The following is a 19,302-nucleotide window of genomic DNA, read 5'->3' as shown; positions in this document are numbered from 1 at the left end:
ACCACAGACCTGGGTGCGCGGGAACTGGCTGTGCTCGCTGGACTGGCAGGTGTCACACGAGGCCGACACGGCACTCGCCGGACCGACGCGGCGCTCGTGGTGTCGACGGCGCTTAGCGCACTGGCGGCACCACGCGAACCGCCACGGCACTCGTGCGGAGAGCCACGAGGCCGGTGCAGCACAGCGGTGCCCGCGTCGCCAGCGCGGCCGCTCGCCGAGGCTGGTGTCGCTTACGAGACCGGCAGACGCACCACCGGCGACCACACCGGCGTATCCGCGCCAGGACGATGCGATAGTCCTCCCAGCGCGGCCGCTCGCCGGGTCTGGCACCGCTTACGAGATCGGCTGAGGCACCACCGGCGTATCCGCACCAGGCCGTGCGACGGGTGGTCCCAGTGCGGCGGCGCGCCCGGCAACTCGCCGACCATCCGGACGCGCGAGTCAGCTGGCCGACGTCGCGCACGAGGCCGGTGCAGCACACCGGTGTCCGCTTCGCCAGCGCGGCCGCTCGCCGGGTCCGGCGACGCTTACGAGACCGGCTGAGGCACCACCGGCGACCACACCGGCGTATCTGCGCCAGGCCGGTGCGACGGGTGGTCCCAGTGCGGCGGCGCGCCCGGCAACTCTCCGGCCATCCGCACGCGAGTCAGCTGGCCGAAGTCGCTGTCGACTGTCTCCAGGACGTCCGTGTAGTCCACTTCGGACGGTTCCGGATCCTTGCGGCCCAAGGAATCCAGCCACCGTCCGGTGCCGGCGAGGGACAGGCGGGCGTGCCAGGTGCCGCCGTCGGTGACGGTGCGGCGGATGGCCGTCATGATGGCGGCGGCGGTGAGCCAGCCGGTGGCGTGGTCCAGTGCTTGCGCGGGCAGTGGCGCCGGGGCGTCGGTGGCGTACTCCTCGGCGATGCCGGACGACATCTGCACGAGGCTGTCGAAGCCGCGGCGGCGGGCCCACGGGCCGGTCCAGCCGTATGCCGAGATATCCGCGACCACGAGGCCTGGGCGGAGTTCGGCGAGCTCTTCCGGGCCGAAGCCGATGCGGGCGAGTGCGCCGGGGCGGAAGGTCTGGAGCAGGACGTCCGCGCGGGCGATGAGCTTCTTCAGCTTCGCGCGGCCGCCCTCGGTGTCGAGTGCGATGAACGCCGAGCGCTTGCCCTGGCCGGTGTCCATGGTCAGGACCGGGATTCGCGGCAGGTGTGCGGCACCGACGTGCAGCACGTTCGCGCCGTGCGCTGCCAGCACGCGGCCTGCGACGGGTCCGGCGAGGACGTGCGTCAGCTCCAGCACGCGGACGCCGCCCATCGGACGGTCCGAGTCGAACAGGGTGCGCTTCGGCGCGTCCCCGATGCGGTTCAGTTCGACCAGCGGCAGGTTCGCGACGGCTTGGCCTTGCGGATGGGCCAGCCAGTCCTCGCGCGAGCGCATCAGCGCTGCCGCGCCGCCCGCGGTCACCACGGCGGATTCGACCTCTGCCATGGATTTCGCGGCCACGGTCTTGGTTACGGCTTCACGGGTCGCCGGGACGCCGAGCGCCCAGCAGACCGCCGCTTCATGCCGTGGGGTGTTGCAGTGCAGCTTGATCCAGCCGTCGGCCGCGCGGTAGTCGCCTGCGATCCTGCCCCACGGGCTCGGTCCGGGCTCGCCGTCGATGCGCAGCAGGTGCTCGCTGCGGAACGCGGCGGCGGCGTGCCGGGTGTCGACCGACACCGTGCCTGGGTCGATGCCGCGCAGCCGCAGCAGTTCACCCGCGGACAGGGTGGCCGCGGCGATGCTCGCGGTCGCCATGGCGGGGACCCGGAAGTGTCCGGGCAGCACCGATTCGTCGCCGGTCAAGGACACGGCGGGCAGCGGTTCCCCGGCGAGCGACTGCCAGGCCCCGGCGAGTACGTCCTGCACCGGCGGTTACGGCAGAGCCGCGACGAGTTCGGCGGGCGGCACCTTCGTGCCGGTGTAGAACGGGATTTCGACGCGCACGTGGCGACGCGCCTCGGTGTTGCGCAGGTGGCGCATCAGGTCGACGATCCGGTGCAGTTCGTCGGCCTCGAAGGCGAGGATCCACTCGTAGTCGCCGAGCGCGAACGACGCGACGGTGTTGGCGCGCACGTCCGGGTAGTCCCGCGCCTCCTTGCCGTGGTCGGCCAGCATCTTGCGCCGGTCCTCGTCGGGCAGCAGGTACCAGTCGTAGGACCGGACGAACGGGTACACGCAGATGTACTTGCGCGCCTCCTCGCCGGCCAGGAACGCGGGCACGTGGCTCTTGTTGAACTCGGCGGGCCGGTGCAGCGCGGTCTGGCTCCAGACCGGCGTGGACGCGCGGCCGAGCGGCGTGCGCCGGAACCCGGTGTAGGCGGCCTGGACCTGCTCGATCTCCTCGGCGTGCCACCAGATCATGTAGTCCGCGTCGGCCCGGAGGCCGGACACGTCGTACACGCCCCGGACGACGACGCCCTTGGCCTCGAGCCCGTCGAGGTACTCGGCCGTCTCCCGGCCCGCGGCGCCGCGGTCCTCCCCCAACTTCCCCGGTTCGATCCGGAAGACCGACCACGTGGTGTAGCGGATCGTGTCGTTGAGTTCGTTGTAATTCAGCCGCGCCATGACTCCATCCTGGCACTCCTCGCACGGCGATCGCCATGGGGCTCCGTCACACGAAGAGCTGCTCCGCGATCCGCCGGGCAGCGGCGTCGGCCGTGGCCACGCACGCTGGCAGGCCAACGCCGTGCAGCGTGGCGCCCGCCACGGCCAGGCCCGGGACATCTGCGACTGCCCTCTCGATCCGGGTCACCCGTTCCAGGTGCCCCGTGCCGTATTGCGGGAGGCCGCCGCCCCAGCGCGTCACCAGGGTGTCGATCGGCTTCGCGGTGACGCCGGCGAGCCGGGCCAGATCCGCGCGGACCGCTGCGACCAGGGCATCGTCGTCGCCGTTCAGCGCGCCGGGCTCGCCGAACCGGCCGACTGAACCGCGTACCAGCACCGGTCCGGCGTCGCCGAGGTGAGCCCACTTGTTCGACGAAAACGTGAACGCCTTGGACGCGTACGGCACGCCTTCCGCGTCCCGCTCCCCCGCGCCGATGAGGATTCCGGACGCGTCCGGCAGCTCCGTGCCGGGCGGGAACGCGAACGCGACGACTGCCATCGACGCTAGTTCGACCTCGCCGAAAGCGGTCGAAGCAGCCGGGACCACCCCGTCGAGCAGTTTCCGGGCGGCCGGCGCGGGCACCGCGAGCAGGACGGCGTCCGCGTCGACCGGGCTGTCGGCAGGCGCGTGCGCTGGCGCGGCAGCACCGAATTCGAGGTGCCAGCCGGACGGCGTCCGCGTCAGTGCGCGGACCGTCGACGAGGTGCGCAGTTCGGCGCCGGAAAGCTCCAGCAACCGGTCAAGCAAGCCTCGCAAGCCTCCGGTGAGGCTGCCGAAAACCGGTGCGGTGCCCGGCGTTTTCGGCAGCAGCGACGACGCAGCTTCGGTGAGCGAACCCGCTCCGCCGTCGATCGCGTTGGCCAGGCCGGGCATCGTCGCGCGGAGGCCGAGGCCGTCGGCACCGCCCGCGTACACGCCGCCCAGCAGCGGGTCGACCAGCCGGTCTACCAGCTCATCTCCGAAGCGTGTGCGCAGCAAGGGCCCGAGCGGGACGTCGCCGTCGCCCAGTTCGACCGGGCCTAGCGAGCGTTCCTTCTCGACCGCGCTCCGGCCGTCCTCGGACAGCACGCCCGCGACTGAGTCCGCGGACGCCGGGACTCCCATCACGGTGCCGGGCGGCAGGCTCTGCACCGAACCGCCGGCGTGGATTTTGGCGCGCGCCTTCGTCGGATGGACCAGGCGATCGGCGAGGCCGACCTCCTCGACCAGCGAAATCATCTCGGGCCGCCGGGCGAGGAACGCCTCGGCCCCGACGTCGTAGCTGACCCCGCCGACCTCCGCCGTGCGCAGCTTGCCGCCGATCGCGGACGTGCTCTCGAAAACAGTGATCGTCACCTGGTCGCCGAGCAGCCGGCGCGCCCGGTACGCCGCGGCCAGCCCGGAGATCCCGCCGCCGACGACCGCGACGTGTTTCACAGCGAGTGCACCAGGTCGACGACCCGCTTCAGCACCTCCGGGTCGACGCTCGGCAGCACGCCGTGGCCAAGGTTGAAGACGTGCCCGCGAGCCGCGCGGCCCTCTTCGACGATCCGGCGCACCTCGGCCTCCAGGACCGGCCACGACGCGTACAGCAGCGCCGGGTCGAGGTTGCCCTGCACGGACACCTTGCCGCCGAGCCGGTGGACCGCGACGTCGAGCGGGATCCGCCAGTCGACGCCGACTACGTCCGCACCCGCCTCGCGCATCGCGCCGAGCAGTTCGCCGGTGCCGACGCCGAAGTGGATCCGCGGCACGCCGTACTCGCCTGCGACGGCCAGCACCCGGGTCGAATGCGGCAGCACGAACTCGCGGTAGTCGCGCTCGGACAGCGCACCGGCCCACGAGTCGAACAGTTGCACCGCGTCGACGCCCGCGTCGAGCTGGGCGCGCAGGAACGTGGCGGCGATGTCGGCCAGGCGCGCGGCGAGGTCGTGCCAGACCTCGGGCTGCGAGTGCATCAACGCCTTGGTGTGCTCGTGGTTGCGGCTCGGGCCGCCCTCGATCAGGTAGCTGGCCAGCGTGAACGGCGCGCCGGCGAACCCGATCAGCGGCGTTTCGCCGAGCCGCTCCACCAGCAGCCGGACGCCCTCGGCGACCTTGCCGACCTGCTCCGGTTCGAGCTTCGGCAGCGCGCGCACCGCGTCCGCGTCGCGCACCGGCGAGGCCACGACGGGGCCGGTGCCGGGGACGATGTCGATGTCGACGCCCGCCGCCTTGAGCGGGACCACGATGTCGCTGAACAGGATCGCCGCGTCGACGCCCAGCCGGCGGACCGGCTGCATCGTGATCTCGGCGAGCATCTCCGGGTCGAAGCACGCGTCGAGCATCGGGACGCCCTCGCGCAGCGCGCGGTACTCCGGCAGCGAACGACCGGCCTGGCGCATGAACCACACCGGAACGCGCGCGGGCCGCTCCCCGCGCGCGGCGGCGAGGAAGGCCGACCCGGGCAGGGCGCGGCGGGGCGAAACGGACGGAGCGCCGACGGGCGCGGACGAAACCTGAGGCACGAACCCCATGGTCCCACGCGGGCCCGACAGTCCCGGGCCGCCCCGTGTCCAACGCGCCCAGCCCCGGGCGGTGGGTCTTCCGCGGAGCGAGAGTCCGCCCAGCACAGCGCCGCCGAGCAGATCCGCGAGGGGAACCCTGGGGGACGCGCCCAGACCCGGCGCTGCGTCTACCGCAGACCGAAGGTGCGCCCAGCACAGCGCGCTGATCAGGTCCGCGAGGGGGACTCTGGAGACGCACCCAGCCCCAGCGCAGCCCCTACCCCAGAACGAGGGTCCGCCCAGCACAGCACGGCTGAACAGATACGCGAGGCGAGCCCTGGGGGAACGCGCCCAACCCGGCACCGCATCTACCCCAGAGCAAGAATCCGCCCAGCACAGCGCAGCACCTACCCCAGAACGAGGGTCCGCCCAGCACGGCGCGCTGATTAGGTCCACGGGGGGAAACTCTGGGGAATCCACGAGGGGAACTCTGGGGAATCTGATTCGCTCTCCCCGCGCAAGGGAAGCGGAGGGCAGCCGGAGCCGTCCCGTGGTCTGATTCCGTCACGGACCTCTACACGCCGCGGCCCACGCCGCGAGGCGGAGGGCAGTCGAAGCGGTCCCGTGGGTCGCGGGTCGGTCTCGCTCGGCGCGCCTGCGTCCGCAACCGGGTGTCGCCGCCCTACAGTCGGAGCGTGACCGCGATGACGCCAGTGCCCGATCTCTTCCGCGAAGCCGTCGCGGCGCTGCAAGCCGTCCGGCCGCGCCCGGAGATCCGCCTGGAGACGATGCGTGCGCCGCAGCGGCTCGCGCCGTGGTCCTATGCGTTGAGCTGCGACGTTTCCGGGCCTGCGGACGTGCTGGCGTCCGGCAGGCTGGTGCTGCTGCACGACCCGGACGGCCAGGAGGGCTGGGACGGCGTGCTGCGGCTGGTCATGTACGTCCGCGCCGAGCTCGACCGCGAGCTGGCCACGGACCCGTTCCTCCCGGCGGTCGGCTGGTCGTGGCTCACCGACGCGCTGGAGGCCTCCGGAGCGTCGTGGAAGGCGCTCGGCGGCACCGTCACCGAGACGTCCTCGGCCCGGTTCGGCGACATCTCCGGTCCGGCCCGCACCGACGACCTCGAGCTGCGGGCGTCCTGGACCCCCACAGACGGCGCGCTCGGGCCGCACGGGCTCGCGTTCTGCCAGGTGATGGCGAGCGTCGTGGGGTTGCCTCCGGTGGGCGTCACGCTGTTCGAGCAGCGGCAGAGTTCCTGATTTCCTAAGTTCACCCGGTCGGGCAGCGTCTCCGCGGCGCTTGCACGCGCACGAACGCGCCTTCCCGGGCGGATCCGGGCCCCCGCGGCGCTCCGGCGGGATCTTCGGCGGGGCTTCCGGGCGTCCGCTCCCGACCGTCCATCGTGGACCGCAGCGGGCGCTGCTCCGGAAGCTGCACGTTCGTGGCTGGGCGTGATCACAGGCAGTGAACCCCCGGTAACCAGCTCCGACGCGGTTTCCGGGCCCTTTCCGGGCACTCCGGCCAGGAGCGGGCGGCCGCGCGGCGCGGGCGACAAAACATGAAAGAAAATGATCTTGCCCCGGCCGGGGCGCATTTCCGGATCCGGATCGCGGGGGCGGCGGCCCGGCTCCGCGAGCACCCGCAGGTGCACGGGCCATCTGCACGCCCGTTTCATTGCCGGTAACTCAGATGCATCGCAGCCCGGTCGTCAGTTGTTAACAAGACTCCGATCGTTAGTCCGATCGTGTTACAACGACCTCGCTGAGTGACGAACTGTTTCGGATAGATACCCATTCGATCCCCCCGCAACGGCGTCCGGACGGCTACAGTGCCTGGGACGACACCACTTTCGGTCTAAAGCTGGCGCGGCTGAACGGCCGAAGGTCCCGGTGCCGGTCGGGGGGCACGACCGACTCCAGGGAGGTAGTGACGTGGCTACCGTCGGCTTATCTCAGGCCGTCCGATCCACGCCAGCCGGCGCCTTGCCGGCGAGCATGGTTCCGCACCCGCGGGAAGAGCTTTTTTCCGTGTTGGTGGTCGATGACCACCCGCTGTTGAGGGAGGCAATCGCAGCACGACTCGCACAAATGGGTGCGGGCACTGTCCACGAAGCCGCCACGGTGGCCGAGGCGAGGGCGCGAGCACAGGCCACCGGCCCGTGCGACCTGGCGATCCTCGATCTCGGACTGCCGGACGGCAGCGGAATCGAACTGGTTACGGAACTCCGTAGCCACGGCTGGCCGCGCGTGGTGGTCCTGGCATCCTCCGACGACCCGTACGCGGTGCGCTCCGCGTTCCAGGCCGGAGCTCAGGCGTACCTGCTGAAGTCGGCGTCGCCGGTGGTGGTCACCGACGGCGTGCGCCGGGTTCTCGAAGGCGGCGTTTACGCCGACCCGAGCGTGGCCCCGGTTCTGGCGACCGGCACGCGAGTGGCGGGCACCGACAACACCCCGCGCGAGCTGTCGGCTCGCGAGGTGGAGGTGCTCCAGCTCGTCGCGGACGGGCAGTCGAACAAGGAGATCGGGGAGGAGCTTTCCCTCTCCGCGCTCACCGTCAAGTCCCACCTGTCCCGCATCGGGCGCAAGCTCGGCACGGGCGACCGGGCGCAGATGGTCGCGCTGGCGATGCGAGCCGGCGTGATCCGCTGACGACGACGAACCACGTCCCTGCGGGGCGGGCGGACCAGGCGCGGTCCGCCCGTCCCGTAGGGTCGTCGGACATGGGAACTGCACAGGCGGACGGAGCCCGGACCGGAGACGAGACCACCGACCCCTCCGGGGACTCCCGAACGCCGGTGCTGCTCAGGGAACCGGCGGAGGGCACCCCACCGGTCGTGGCCGATCCCGACGCGCTCGCCGAGGCGTGCGCGCGGCTCGCCGCGGGCACGGGCGCCGTGGCCGTCGACACCGAACGGGCGTCGGGCTATCGCTACTGGCCCAAGGCCTATCTCGTCCAGCTGCGCCGCGAAGGCTCCGGCACGGTGCTGATCGACCCGATCGCGCTCGCCGACGACCTCGCCCCGCTGCGGGACGTCCTCAACGACACCGAATGGGTGCTGCACGCCGCGTCCCAGGATCTGCCGTGCCTGGCGGAGCTGGACCTGCGGCCGCGCTCGCTGTTCGACACCGAGCTGGCCGGACGGCTGGCCGGGTACGAACGCGTCGCGCTGGGCACGCTCGTGGAGCTGCTGCTCGGGTACACCCTCGAAAAGGGCCACAGCGCCGCGGACTGGTCGAAGCGTCCGCTGCCGATCGACTGGCTCAACTACGCCGCGCTCGACGTCGAGCTGCTCAACGAACTGCGCGCGAAGCTCGAGACCGAGCTGGCCGAGCAGGGCAAGCTGGAGTGGGCGCAGCAGGAGTTCGAGGCCGTGCGCACCGCTCCCCCGCCCGCGCCGCGTGCCGAACCGTGGCGCCGGACGTCCGGGGTGCACAAGATCCGCAGCCCGCGCGGCCTCGCCGCGGTGCGCGAGATGTGGCAGGCCCGCGACGAACTGGCCCGCAAGCGCGACCGCGCGCCGAGCCGGATCCTGCCCGACAGCGCGATCGTCAACGCGGTGACCTCCGACCCGAAGACGGTCGAGGAGTTGCAGGCGCTGCCGGTGTTCAGCGGACGCGTCCAGCGCAAGTACACCGCCAGCTGGCTGCGGCACCTCCAGGCGGCCAAAGCGCTGCCGGCGAGCGAGCTGCCGAGCCCGAGCCAGCCCAACGACGGTCCGCCTCCGGTGAACCGCTGGGCCGACAAGGACCCCGACGCCGCCGCCCGGCTCGCCGCCGCGCGTGCCGCGTTGGCCGCGATCGCGGAAGACCGCAAGCTGCCGGTGGAGAACCTCCTGCTGCCGGATTTGGTCCGGCGCACCTGCTGGCGTCCCCCGGCCGACCTCGCGGAGGACTCGGTCGCGGACGCGCTGCGGGCGGGCGGGGCGCGGCCGTGGCAGGTCGAGCTGACCGCGGCGGTGCTGAGCAAGGCGTTGCACAGCACGGCTTCCTGACCTGCGCCGGGTGGTTCAGACCTCTAGGTGAGATCTCACGTACGGCGACGCGTCGGTCGGCGGTAGCCGAGCGACCGCGCCACGCCGGTCGCCGTGGTGACCACCGCGGGCACCAGATGCGCTACCGAGGTCGTCTCCCGGCGTCCCACGACCGCGACCGCGGCGGTGACCCGTGCGGTGGCGTCGCGGATCGGGGCGGCGACAGCGACCGCGTCGTCGGCGAGTTGGCGGTCGGCGACGCAATAGCCGGTGCGGGCGATGTCGGCGAGTTCGGCGCGCAGGGTTTCCGGGTCGGTCGTGGTGTGCGGGGTTTCCGCGGCGATCGGGCTGGTCAGCGCGGATTCGCGGGTGTCGGCGGCGGCGTGCGCGAGCAGGACGCGGCCGGTGGCGGTGGTGGTCGCGGGAAGGCGGCTGCCGGTCGTGGTCAGGATGCCGACCGAACGGTGTCCGGCCAGCCTGGCCAGGAACACGACGTCAGTCCCGTCCAGCACGGACAGGTGCACGTTCTCGCCGGTCGCGTCGAACAGGTCGCCCAGGTACGGCAGGGCGATTTCGCGGATCGACGCCCTGGCCAGCGACAGCGAGCCCAGCTCCCACAGTTTCAGGCCGAGGTGATAGCCGCCGTGTTCGTCGCGGACCAGCGCTCCCCAGTCGGCCAGCTCGCCGACCAGCCGGTGCGCCGTGCTCAACGGCAGGCTCGCGGACTGGGCGATTTCGGTCAGGGAAAGGACCGGCGTTTGCGGGCTGAAGCAGTCCAGGACCGACAGCAGCCGCGCCGCCGCGGTGGGTCTGGCTTCCATGTGGCGGAAGTCTGATTGAGGCCGGGCCGCGACGCAAGCGACACTGCGGGCGTGGGTCGGCCAAGCGAGTCAGTTGTGATCACCGGGGCGGGATCGGGTCTGGGGCTGGGAGCGGGACTGACGCTCGCGGCGCGCGGGCATCGGGTGTTCGCCACCGTCGAACGGGACGACCAGATCGAGCCGACGCGGGCGGCGTTCGCCGAGCACGGGCTCGCCGCGGAGGTCTCCCGGCTCGATCTGCTCGATCCGGCTGATCGCGAGGCAGCGGCGGCGCTCGACGCGTCCGTTCTGCTCAACAACGCCGGATTCGGTGCGGAAGGTCCGCTTCTGCGCACGGATTCCGCAGTGGTCCGGAAGACGTTCGAGGTCAACGTCTTCGGCACGCTCGAGCTGACGCGGCTGGTCGCCGATCGGCTCGTCACCGCCGGGCGCGGCGGGCGGATCGTGTTCGTGACGTCGGTGGCCGGGCTGTTCGTCGCGCCCGGCGCGGGCCCGTACGGGGCGAGCAAGTTCGCCCTCGAAGCCATGGCGCAGGCGGTTCGCCAGGAACTGCGGCCGCACGGGATCGAAGTCCGGGTCGTCGAGCCCGGGCCGTTTTCCACCGGATTCAACGAAAAACTCGTCGAGAACGCGCCTGCCTCGGAGCACGACTTTTCGGATTTCCTCGCGATGCAACGCGATCCGGCGCCGGCGGTCGAGACGATCGCTCGGGTGGCGGTCGAATCCGGGGCGTACCGGACGATCGTGCCGGGCGAGTTCGGGGCGATCGTCCGCGAGCAGCAAGATCGGCTGTGGGCCGAGACCGACCTGGTCGATCCGTGAGAAAGTGCGACAGCACACCAGTACGAGACAGGAGCACATGACAGTGAAGATCGCGGTTCTCGGGGGCGGACACGGTTCCTGGGCCACGGTGGCGGAGCTCGCCGAGAACGGCCACGAAGTGCGCTGGTGGCGGCGCAACGCCGAGGCGCTGGAAGCGGTGCGCGCGACCGGAGCGGTGAGCGTCCGGGATTACCGAGGTTCCCGATCGGTGCCGGTAGGCGACGGCGCCGGGGAGATCAACCCGGTGGCGGACCTCGCCGAGGCGGTGCGCGACGCGGCCCTGGTCGTGATCCCGCTGCCGTCGACCACGCACGACGACCTGGCTCCTCAGCTCGCTCCGCTGCTGACCGATGGCCAGGTGGTGTTCATGCCGCCGGGCACGTTCGGTTCGATGGTGTTCGCCAAGGCCGTCGCGGCGGCGGGCGGCAGTGCGGAGATCGCGTTCGCCGAAGCCGGGACGCTGCCTTATCTCGCGCGCCGGCACGGGGACGCGGAAGTGGTGATCAGCGGGTACGCGACCCGGCTGCCGACCGGGGTTTTCCCGTTGCGGCTGGCGGAAAGCGCGTTCAAGACGCTGCGCGAGGCGTACCCGAGCGTCGAGGACGCGGGCGACGGGCTCAGCGGCGCGCTGATGAACGCGGGCCCGATCATCCACCCGCCGCTGATCACGATGAACGCCGGTCCGCTGGAGCATTTCGCCGCCTGGGACATCCACAACGAGGGGACGCAGCCGTCCATCCGCAGCGTCACCGACGCGCTGGACGCCGAGCGGGTCGCGCTGCGCGAAGCGTTCGGCTACGGCGCGCCGCACTTCCCGCTGGCCGATCACTACGCCGCCGACGGCGACGAGTGGATGTACGGCCGCTCGGCGCACGAGCGGCTCACCGACAGCGGCGACTGGCGCGAGAAGATCGACCTCCACACGCATCGCTACATGGTGGAAGACACCCGGCTCGGGCTGTCGCTGCTGGTTTCCGCGGGCCGGTGGGCCGGGGTGCCGACACCGGTCGCGGAAGGCCTGCTGGCGCTCGGTTCCGCGATCACCGGCCGCGATTTCTACGCCGAGGGACGGACTTTCGAGAACCTCGGCCTGGCGGGTCTCGACCGGGCCGGGCTGACCAAGCTGCTGCGGGACGGAGTCCAGTCGTGATCGCCATCGTCGGCGCCGGGCGGATGGGCGAGGGCATCGCGCTGGCCTTCCTCGCGGCGGGACATCCGGTGCTGCTCGCGGACGTCAAGGACCGCACCGAGGAGGAACGCCAGCTCCGGCGCGACGAGGTCCGCAAGCGTCTCGCCGACCGGCTCCGCGCGATGTTCGGCCACGCGGACGCGCTGGAAAGCCTGACGCTCGGCGACCGTTCGGCGAAGGAACTCGCCGACGCGACCGTGGTGTTCGAGGCCGTGCCGGAGGTCATGGACGTCAAGCGCGAGGTGTTCGGCTGGCTCGGTTCGCAGGTGCCGGAGTCGGCGGTGCTGGCCTCGACGACGTCGACCTTCCTGGTCACGCAGATCGCGGAACTCGCCGAACGGCCGGAGCGGGTCGTCAACGCGCACTGGCTCAACCCGGCCGAGTTGATGCCGCTGGTCGAGGTCAGCCGGAGCGACGCCACCGACCCGGCCGCGGTCGACCGGCTCGTGGAACTGCTGCGCGAAATCGGCAAGGTGCCGGTGGTGTGCGGGCCCGCTGCCGGGTACATCGTGCCGAGGCTGCAGGCGCTGCTGATGAACGAGGCCGCGCGGATGGTCGAGGAAGGGGTGGCCGGAGCCGCCGAGATCGACCTCGCCGTGCGCGCCGGGCTCGGGCCGCGGTTTTCGGTGCTGGGCCCGCTGGAATTCATCGACTGGGGCGGCGGCGACATCCTGTACTACGCCTCGCGCTACCTGACCGGCGAACTCGGCGAGCGGTTCCAGGCGCCCGCGATCGTCGAAGACAACATGACCGGCCAGCGGCGCGGCCTCCAGGACGGAGCCGGGTTCTACCGCTTCGACCAGGCCGGGGTGCCGGACTACCGGGCGGCGCGGATGCGGGAGTTCGAGGAGATCTTCCGGCTGCGGGAACCGCATTTGCGAGACGGGACGCCGGTTCCGGTGCGTCCGGAGGACGAATCGGCGGAGTGATCCTTCGACGGCCGCGGGTTCGGGCCCGCGGCCGTCAGCACTCCTTCAGCCAGCCGGTTGCCTGGACGGTGCGCGGATGGGCATCGCCGAAAACCGCTTTGAAGCCGGATACCACGGATTCCAGCTCGGCCGCGGCACCCGTTCGGTCGCCGCGTTGGGCGACGGCTCGGGCCAGTGTCGCGCGGAGGCCGAGCACCACGGGGTGTCCGGCTGGCCAGGCACCGGCGGCCAGCACGGTTCGCGCGGAGTGCTCCGCTTCGTCCAGGTTGCCGCTCTCCACGCAGGCTTGCGCGAGGGCGCCGCGCAGGAGCAGCGCGCCTCGGCCTCGCGCTTCAACCAGAAGCTCGCGGAGCAGGTCGGCTGACTCGGCGGCTTGCCCCGCTTTCAGCAGCACGGTCGCCAGGCTTTCCGCCAGAGCTTGCCGCTTCCCGTACAACTCGCGCAGCGGAGCGATCGCCGCCTCCGGATCCCCGGTTTCGGCTTGCACCACCAAACGGAGACCGCGGATCGCGTCCCGTTGCTCGTCGGTCTCGCAGAGCGCATCCTCGTCCGACAGCAATTGCTCGACTGCCTCGTAGCGGTTCAGCGCGCGCAGCAGGGCGATCTTCCGGCGTCGACCGGCTTTCGTCCGGAGGTGCGCCGGGCCGAGTTCAGCCGTGCAGTAGCCGACATGCGCGTCCAGGACCGCCAGCGCGTCTTCGTACTGCGCCGCCACGGCATAGGCTTCCGCGAGGAACAGCTGGGTCTTGAAGGTCGCGGGCTGGCGGGCGCCCCACGTTTCCTCGAACAGCTCCGCAGTGCGTTCCAGCAGCGGGATCGCCTCTGCCGGACGGCCCTGCGACGTCTGGCACCACGCCAGATTCGCCCACGCGGCAAGGGTGTTCGGCTCGCGCGGACCGAAGACGTCCGTCAACGCGGGCACCAGGTCCGCGTAGTGCCGTTCCGCGGCGGGCCAGTCCTCGTTCTTGACCAGCAACTGGCCCAGCAGAAGCCGCCGACGCAGGTTCGGCACGCTGTTCGGGTTGCGCGCCTTCGCGAGGGCGGCCTGCAGCGCGGCGACCTCGTCGGCCGGCTCTGGCTTCGTGCGGAAGAGTCCCACTTGGACAGTCTGCCTGCTGCGCCGTTCAATCCTTCGGCAACCACCCGGATGCTTCGCTGGCATCCGGATGCTTCGGACCAAACGCCTCCGCAAGCAGCAGCCGTGGCCGGGTCGTCAGGGCCGCCCCGCGAACCCGGGAGTGTGCCGTCCCCCACTCGACCGGGCCACTCCCCTGGTTACCCACCGGTAACAAGGGCTAGGGTGCGGGACAGGAACACTCTCGACTTCAGGAGCATTCGTGGCCGCACCAGCAACGCCGCCGCTCGCGCCCACCGCGCGAGGGGTGCGCAATGTCGTCTTCGTCGAAGGGGTACGCACGCCCTTCGGCAAGGCGGGCGACAAGGGCATGTACGCCGGGACCCGGGCGGACGACCTCGTCGTCAACGCCATCCGCGAGCTGCTGCGGCGGCATCCGGAGCTGCCGCCCGAGCGCGTGGACGAGGTGGCGATCGCCGCGACGACGCAGATCGGCGACCAGGGCCTGACCATCGGCCGCACCGCCGCGCTGCTCGCCGGGCTGCCGAAGTCCGTGCCGGGCTTCGCGATCGACCGGATGTGCGCGGGCGCGATGACCGCGGTGACCACCACCGCGAGCGGCATCGGCTTCGGCGCGTACGACATCGCCATCGCGGGCGGCGTCGAGCACATGGGCCGCCACCCGATGGGCGAGGGCGTCGACCCGAACCCGCGGATCGTCGCGGACAAGCTGGTCGACCCGACCGCGCTCGTGATGGGCCAGACCGCGGAGAACCTGCACGACCGCTTCCCGGAGATCACCAAGGAGCGCACGGACGCGTTCGCCGCGCGCAGCCAGGAGCGCTACGCCGAGGCCGTGAAGACCGGCAAGATCGGGCCGGAGCTGGTTCCGGTCGCCACGCGCAGCAAGGAACTGGGCTGGGGCCTCGCGACCGAGGACGAGCCGCCGCGCCCGGGCACAACCGTCGAGCAGCTGGCGAAGCTGAAGACGCCGTTCCGCCCGCACGGCCGGATCACCGCGGGCAACGCGGCCGGGCTCAACGACGGCGCCACCGCGGCGATCCTCGCCGACGAGGACACCGCGCGCGAGCTGGGCCTGCCGATCGGGATGCGGCTGGTCGGCTACTCGTTCGCGGGCGTCGAGCCGGAGGTCATGGGCATCGGCCCGGTGCCTGCCACCGAGAAGCTGTTCAAGCGCACCGGCCTGTCCATCGACGACATCGGCCTGTTCGAGATCAACGAGGCGTTCGCGGTCCAGGTGCTCGCGTTCCTCGACCACTTCGGCATCGCCGACGACGACCCGCGGGTCAACCAGTGGGGCGGCGCGATCGCGTGCGGCCACCCGCTGGCCTCGTCCGGCGTGCGGTTGATGACGCAGCTGGCGCGCCAGTTCGCCGAGCGCCCGGACGTGCGCTACGGCCTCACCACGATGTGCATCGGCATCGGCATGGGCGGCACCGTGATCTGGGAAAACCCGGCCTACAACGGCTCTGAGGGGGCGAAGTAATGACTTTCACCGCTGAAGAGGCGAAGGCCGCGTTCCCGGACGAGGTGGTGACCAACGCGGTCACGAACCTGGTCAAGGTCCCGGGGCTGGACAAGCCGGTCGCTCTGATCACGTTGGACAACGGCCACGACCACACGCGGCCGAACACCTTCGGCCCGCAGGGTCTCGTCGCACTGAACGCCGCGCTGGACGAGGCGTTCGCCGCCGAGCCCGCCGCGATCGCGGTCACCGGCAAGCCGTTCATTTTCGCCGTCGGCGCGGACCTTTCCGGCGTCGAGGCGGTGTCGGACCCGAAGCTGGCGCGCGAGATCGCACAGACCGGGCACGACGTGTTCCGCCGGCTCACCGAGTCGAAGATCCCGACGTTCGGGTTCGTCAACGGCGCGGTGATGGGCGGCGGGCTCGAACTCGCGCTGTCCTGCCACTACCGGACGCTGTCGGAGAACACCGCGGCGATCGCGTTCCCCGAGGTGTTCCTCGGCCTGTTCCCGGGCTGGGGCGGCACGCAACTGCTGCCGAACCTCATCGGCCCGGACGCCGCCGTCACCGTGATCATCGAGAACGCGCTGGCGCAGAACAAGATGCTGAACGTGCGCAAGGCCGCCGAACTCGGCATCGTCGACGAGGTCTTCGGTTCCGCGGACTACCTCGAGCAGTCGCTGCTGTGGCTGGCCAAGGTGGTCAACGGCGAGATCACCCCGGCTCGCCGGGAAATCGACCGCGGCGCGGAGTGGGACGCGGCCATCGCACGGGCCAAGTCCATCGTGGACGGTCGCACGCACGGTGCGTCGCCGGGCGCGACCAAGGCCGTCGAACTGCTGGAGCTGGCGCGGGAGAACGACCTCGACCGCGGTTACGCGGCGGAGACCGACGGGCTCGCCGAACTGCTGATGTCGGACGTGCTGCGCGCCGGGCTGTACTCGTTCAACCTGGTCAACAAGCGGGCGAAGCGGCCGGCCGGTGCGCCGGACAAGTCGTTGGCGCGCAAGGTGAACAAGGTCGGCATCGTCGGCGCGGGCCTGATGGCCAGCCAGCTGGCGCTGCTGTTCGTGCGCCGCCTCAAGGTGCCGGTGGTGCTCACCGACGTCGACCAGGCGCGCATCGACAAGGGCGTCGGCTATGTCCACGAGGAGATCGACAAGCTTCTGGCCAAGAAGCGCGTGTCCCCGGACGGCGCGAACCGCCTGAAGGCGCTCGTCACCGGCTCGCTCGACAAGGCCGCGTTCGCCGACGCGGACTTCGTGATCGAGGCCGTGTTCGAGGAGCTGGGCGTGAAGCAGCAGGTGTTCGCCGAGCTGGAGCAGCACGTCTCCCCCGAGGCGATCCTGGCCACGAACACCTCGTCGCTGTCGATCACCGCGATGGCGTCGAAGCTGCAGCACCCGGAGCGCGTGGTCGGCTTCCACTTCTTCAACCCGGTGGCCGTGCTGCCGCTGCTGGAGATCGTGCGCGGCGAGAAGACCGACGACGCGGCGTTGGCGACGGCGTTCTCGGTCGGCAAGCAGCTGAAGAAGTCGAGCGTGCTGGTGAAGGACGCGACGGCGTTCGTCGTGAACCGGCTGCTGCTGCGCTTCCTCGGCGAGGTGCTGGTGGCGGTGGACGAGGGCACGCCGTTCGACGTGGCCGACTCCGCGCTGGAGCCGCTCGGCCTGCCGATGTCGCCGCTGAACCTGATGCAGCTCGTCGGCCCCGCGATCGCGCTGCACGTCGGCGAGACGCTGCACGGCTCGTTCCCGGACCGCTTCACCGTGAGCGAGAACCTGGACAAGTTCGTGAAGGCGGGCAAGAAGGGCGTCTGGACCTGGGACGCGACCGGCACGCCGTCGGTCGACCCGGAGGTCGCCGCACTGTGGACGCAGGGCGACCAGCCGTCCACCGCCGAGCAGGTCCGCGACCGCGCGCTGAACGCGATCGCCGAAGAGGTCCGGATCATGCTCGACGAGGGCGTGGTCGCGGAGGCCCAGGACATCGATCTGTGCCTGATCCTCGGCGCGGGCTGGCCGTTCTGGCTGGGCGGCATCACGCCGTACCTCGACCGGGCGGGCGTGTCCGAGCGGGTCAACGGGAAGCCGTTCCTGTCCCAGGGTGTCGCTTCGGTTCCGGCGTAACGCCTTGGCGGAGCCGCCCTGTTCCGTGCAGGGCGGCTCCGCCGTGAACCCGGACACACCGAGCGCTTCGTGACCTTCTGAGCACCAGCCGTTCACCGCTGCCCCATAGCGTCCTGCCGAATCATCGGAGCAGGTCAGGAGCAGGATGAACAGCACGAACCCGGACGGCGTCGGCCGTCGCGGATTCCTCAAGCGCGCGAGACTGGCCGGCGCGGTCGCGGCCGGGGTCCCGGTGCTGGCCTCGGGCCAGGCCGACGCGGCGGGCCTCGATCTGGGGCTCGACCTCGGGATCGATCTCGACTGGCTGTTCGGCCGCCGCTACCAGTGGGTCGTCGGCGATCACCACACGCACAGCCAGTACTCGTACGACGCGATGTACACCATCGACCGGATCGCGTCCGGCGCGCGCGAGCACGGCGCGAAGTGGATCGTTTTCACTGATCACGGGCACGCGACGCACGAGAAGTCGTCGGTGGAGCCGACCAGCCGCGACGTGCTCGCCGCGCAGCGCAAGCATCCGGATCTGCTGCTGTGGCAAGGCATGGAGTGGAACGTGCCGGGCGCGGAGCACGCGACCTTGTTCTTCCAGGCCGGCCGCGACCAGGCCACCGTGCTGCGCGAATTCGAGCGCGGCTTCGACTGGCGGCTGACGGGTTCCGAATCGTCCAGCCCGGAGCACGAAGCGCTGGCGCTCAAGGGTTTGCGGTGGCTTGCCGAGCAGGAACGCAAGCGCCGGATCCACGCGTCGGTCGTGCTGATCAACCACCCGCTGCGCAACGGCCGGGTGTCACCGCACGAACTGCGCAACTACCGCGACACCGCGCCCGGAATCGTGATCGGCATGGAAGGCGCGCCCGGTGCGCAGGCCGACGGATTCCCCAAGCCGCAAGGCAATGGCGGCGCACGAGGCGGCTACGCCAACAACCCCGGCGCGGATTCGTGGCCCGGCTTCCCCGCCGAGGCGTACCGCACGTTCGGCGGCTGGGACTGGACCACGGCGAAGGTCGGCGGGCTGTGGGATTCCCTGCTGGCCGAAGGAAAACCGTGGTGGATCACCACGAACTCCGATTCGCACTACAACCGCGGCGACCAGCTCGTGCGCCCGGCGGTGCCGGACGGCTGGTACGAGCAGACCGGCAAGTACCCGGACCCGGTCGACAGCGGGGTCCCGCAATTGTCCGCGCCGTACGCGGATTTCTACCCCGGCGAGTTCAGCCGCACCGTGGTCGGCGTGTCCCGGCCGGGCTTCGAGGGCGTGCTGGAAGGCCTGCGCGCGGGCCGGATTTGGCTGTCCCACGGCGGTTTGGTGCAACAGCTGGAAGTCGGCGTGCACGGCAGCGGCGACTGCACGACGTTCGGCGGACGGCTGCGCGTGCGCCGAGGCTCGACGGTGACGGTCGTGGTTTCCGCGGTGACCGCATACCGACCGAACGGCTCGGGTTCGGTGCCGCGCCTCGGCCGGCTGGACCTGATCTCGGGCGCGGTCACCGGCCCGGCGGCGGATCGCGACGCGATGACTGCGCCGGGTACGCGCGTGGTGGAGTCGTTCACGCCTTCGCGCGGCTACGCAGGACGGCGAGTGACGTTCAAGCACACGTTCCGCAACGTACGGGAGCCGTTCTACGTCCGGGTGCGCGGAACAGACGGCAAGCGGCACGTCGCGGGCGGGATCGAGCCGGCGATGGACGTGATCGGGCAGGCGAACCCGTACGAAGACCTGTGGCTGTACGGGAACCCTACGTTCGTCGACGTCCGCTGAGGACAGTCAGGCAGGCGCGGTTC

At 71.2% G+C, this 19,302-nt stretch carries 15 protein-coding genes; 9 read left to right on the top strand and 6 right to left on the bottom strand.

Translation table 11 applies throughout. The features are described 5' to 3' along the window. Positions 1 to 527 precede the first annotated feature (527 nt). From PUT80_RS14115 to hemE, 4 genes are read right to left on the bottom strand one after another with little or no spacing between them, the layout of a single operon-like run. Positions 528 to 1,895 (bottom strand): CoA transferase, encoded by a 1,368-nt coding sequence (locus tag PUT80_RS14115; protein ID WP_275292200.1) that lies wholly within the window; start codon positions 1,893 to 1,895, stop codon positions 528 to 530. A gap of 6 nt (positions 1,896 to 1,901) precedes the next feature. Beyond that, the gene (gene hemQ, locus PUT80_RS14110) at positions 1,902 to 2,594 is read right to left on the bottom strand and encodes a hydrogen peroxide-dependent heme synthase (protein ID WP_037819061.1); all 693 of its coding nucleotides are present in this window, start codon (positions 2,592 to 2,594) and stop codon (positions 1,902 to 1,904) included. A gap of 46 nt (positions 2,595 to 2,640) precedes the next feature. Then, positions 2,641 to 4,050 (bottom strand): protoporphyrinogen oxidase, encoded by a 1,410-nt coding sequence (hemG, locus tag PUT80_RS14105; RefSeq protein WP_037819064.1) that lies wholly within the window; start codon positions 4,048 to 4,050, stop codon positions 2,641 to 2,643. Then, positions 4,047 to 5,129, bottom strand: coding sequence for a uroporphyrinogen decarboxylase (gene hemE / locus PUT80_RS14100; RefSeq protein ID WP_051729671.1), 1,083 nt, complete (start codon positions 5,127 to 5,129; stop codon positions 4,047 to 4,049). Before hemE ends, hemG begins: the two co-directional genes overlap by 4 nt. 665 nt (positions 5,130 to 5,794) lie before the next feature. On the opposite strand from hemE, the gene PUT80_RS14095 reads away from it, so the two are divergent. The 3 genes from PUT80_RS14095 (at position 5,795) to PUT80_RS14085 (ending at position 9,090) form a co-directional block, all read left to right on the top strand. Then, positions 5,795 to 6,358: a DUF3000 domain-containing protein gene (locus PUT80_RS14095; RefSeq protein ID WP_037819065.1), complete on the top strand. Its 564-nt coding sequence runs from the start codon at positions 5,795 to 5,797 to the stop codon at positions 6,356 to 6,358. A gap of 672 nt (positions 6,359 to 7,030) precedes the next feature. After that, complete coding sequence (locus PUT80_RS14090; protein ID WP_033291604.1) at positions 7,031 to 7,747, top strand: response regulator transcription factor; 717 nt, start codon at positions 7,031 to 7,033, stop codon at positions 7,745 to 7,747. Positions 7,748 to 7,818: 71 nt separating this feature from the next. Beyond that, positions 7,819 to 9,090: a ribonuclease D gene (locus tag PUT80_RS14085; RefSeq protein WP_051729674.1), complete on the top strand. Its 1,272-nt coding sequence runs from the start codon at positions 7,819 to 7,821 to the stop codon at positions 9,088 to 9,090. Between the two features lie 35 nt (positions 9,091 to 9,125). Here the strand turns inward: PUT80_RS14085 and PUT80_RS14080 are convergent, their stop codons facing one another. After that, positions 9,126 to 9,890: an IclR family transcriptional regulator gene (locus tag PUT80_RS14080; RefSeq protein WP_037819069.1), complete on the bottom strand. Its 765-nt coding sequence runs from the start codon at positions 9,888 to 9,890 to the stop codon at positions 9,126 to 9,128. A gap of 75 nt (positions 9,891 to 9,965) precedes the next feature. Between PUT80_RS14080 and PUT80_RS14075 the strand changes: the two genes are divergently transcribed. From PUT80_RS14075 to PUT80_RS14065, 3 genes are read left to right on the top strand one after another with little or no spacing between them, the layout of a single operon-like run. After that, the gene (locus tag PUT80_RS14075) at positions 9,966 to 10,712 is read left to right on the top strand and encodes an SDR family NAD(P)-dependent oxidoreductase (RefSeq protein ID WP_051729677.1); all 747 of its coding nucleotides are present in this window, start codon (positions 9,966 to 9,968) and stop codon (positions 10,710 to 10,712) included. Between the two features lie 37 nt (positions 10,713 to 10,749). Continuing rightward, on the top strand, positions 10,750 to 11,862 hold the full coding sequence (locus tag PUT80_RS14070) for an NAD/NADP-dependent octopine/nopaline dehydrogenase family protein (RefSeq protein ID WP_275292199.1): 1,113 nt from the start codon (positions 10,750 to 10,752) through the stop codon (positions 11,860 to 11,862). After that, a complete protein-coding gene (locus PUT80_RS14065; protein ID WP_275292198.1) occupies positions 11,859 to 12,830 on the top strand; it encodes a 3-hydroxyacyl-CoA dehydrogenase NAD-binding domain-containing protein in 972 nt (323 codons plus the stop codon). Before PUT80_RS14070 ends, PUT80_RS14065 begins: the two co-directional genes overlap by 4 nt. Positions 12,831 to 12,864: 34 nt before the next feature. Here the strand turns inward: PUT80_RS14065 and PUT80_RS14060 are convergent, their stop codons facing one another. After that, on the bottom strand, positions 12,865 to 13,929 hold the full coding sequence (locus PUT80_RS14060; RefSeq protein ID WP_275292197.1) for a tetratricopeptide repeat protein: 1,065 nt from the start codon (positions 13,927 to 13,929) through the stop codon (positions 12,865 to 12,867). Positions 13,930 to 14,212: 283 nt separating this feature from the next. Here PUT80_RS14060 and PUT80_RS14055 point away from each other — a divergent pair, with 283 nt between their 5' ends. The 3 genes from PUT80_RS14055 (at position 14,213) to PUT80_RS14045 (ending at position 19,279) form a co-directional block, all read left to right on the top strand. After that, positions 14,213 to 15,412, top strand: a complete 1,200-nt coding sequence (locus PUT80_RS14055) for a thiolase family protein (RefSeq protein WP_037819076.1) — start codon at positions 14,213 to 14,215, stop codon at positions 15,410 to 15,412. After that, on the top strand, positions 15,412 to 17,520 hold the full coding sequence (locus PUT80_RS14050; protein WP_238607499.1) for a 3-hydroxyacyl-CoA dehydrogenase NAD-binding domain-containing protein: 2,109 nt from the start codon (positions 15,412 to 15,414) through the stop codon (positions 17,518 to 17,520). Before PUT80_RS14055 ends, PUT80_RS14050 begins: the two co-directional genes overlap by 1 nt. Positions 17,521 to 17,665: 145 nt before the next feature. Continuing rightward, positions 17,666 to 19,279, top strand: a complete 1,614-nt coding sequence (locus tag PUT80_RS14045) for a PHP domain-containing protein (RefSeq protein WP_275292196.1) — start codon at positions 17,666 to 17,668, stop codon at positions 19,277 to 19,279. Positions 19,280 to 19,302: the final 23 nt, after the last annotated feature.

This window comes from Amycolatopsis sp. La24 (assembly GCF_029087445.1).
In the GTDB taxonomy this organism is placed as follows: domain Bacteria; phylum Actinomycetota; class Actinomycetes; order Mycobacteriales; family Pseudonocardiaceae; genus Amycolatopsis; species Amycolatopsis nivea.
The sequence above is the reverse complement of the archived record's forward strand: the minus strand, read 5'-3'. Positions and strand labels throughout refer to the sequence as shown.

Bases quoted from the DNA above. Each gene is read 5' to 3' on its own strand.
- hemQ (WP_037819061.1), bottom strand. From the start codon at position 2,594: ATGGCGCGGCTGAATTACAACGAACTCAACGACACGATCCGCTACACC.
- hemE (WP_051729671.1), bottom strand. From the start codon at position 5,129: ATGGGGTTCGTGCCTCAGGTTTCGTCCGCGCCCGTCGGCGCTCCGTCC.
- PUT80_RS14085 (WP_051729674.1), top strand. From the start codon at position 7,819: ATGGGAACTGCACAGGCGGACGGAGCCCGGACCGGAGACGAGACCACC.
- PUT80_RS14080 (WP_037819069.1), bottom strand. From the start codon at position 9,890: ATGGAAGCCAGACCCACCGCGGCGGCGCGGCTGCTGTCGGTCCTGGAC.
- PUT80_RS14070 (WP_275292199.1), top strand. From the start codon at position 10,750: ATGACAGTGAAGATCGCGGTTCTCGGGGGCGGACACGGTTCCTGGGCC.
- PUT80_RS14050 (WP_238607499.1), top strand. From the start codon at position 15,412: ATGACTTTCACCGCTGAAGAGGCGAAGGCCGCGTTCCCGGACGAGGTG.
- PUT80_RS14045 (WP_275292196.1), top strand. From the start codon at position 17,666: ATGAACAGCACGAACCCGGACGGCGTCGGCCGTCGCGGATTCCTCAAG.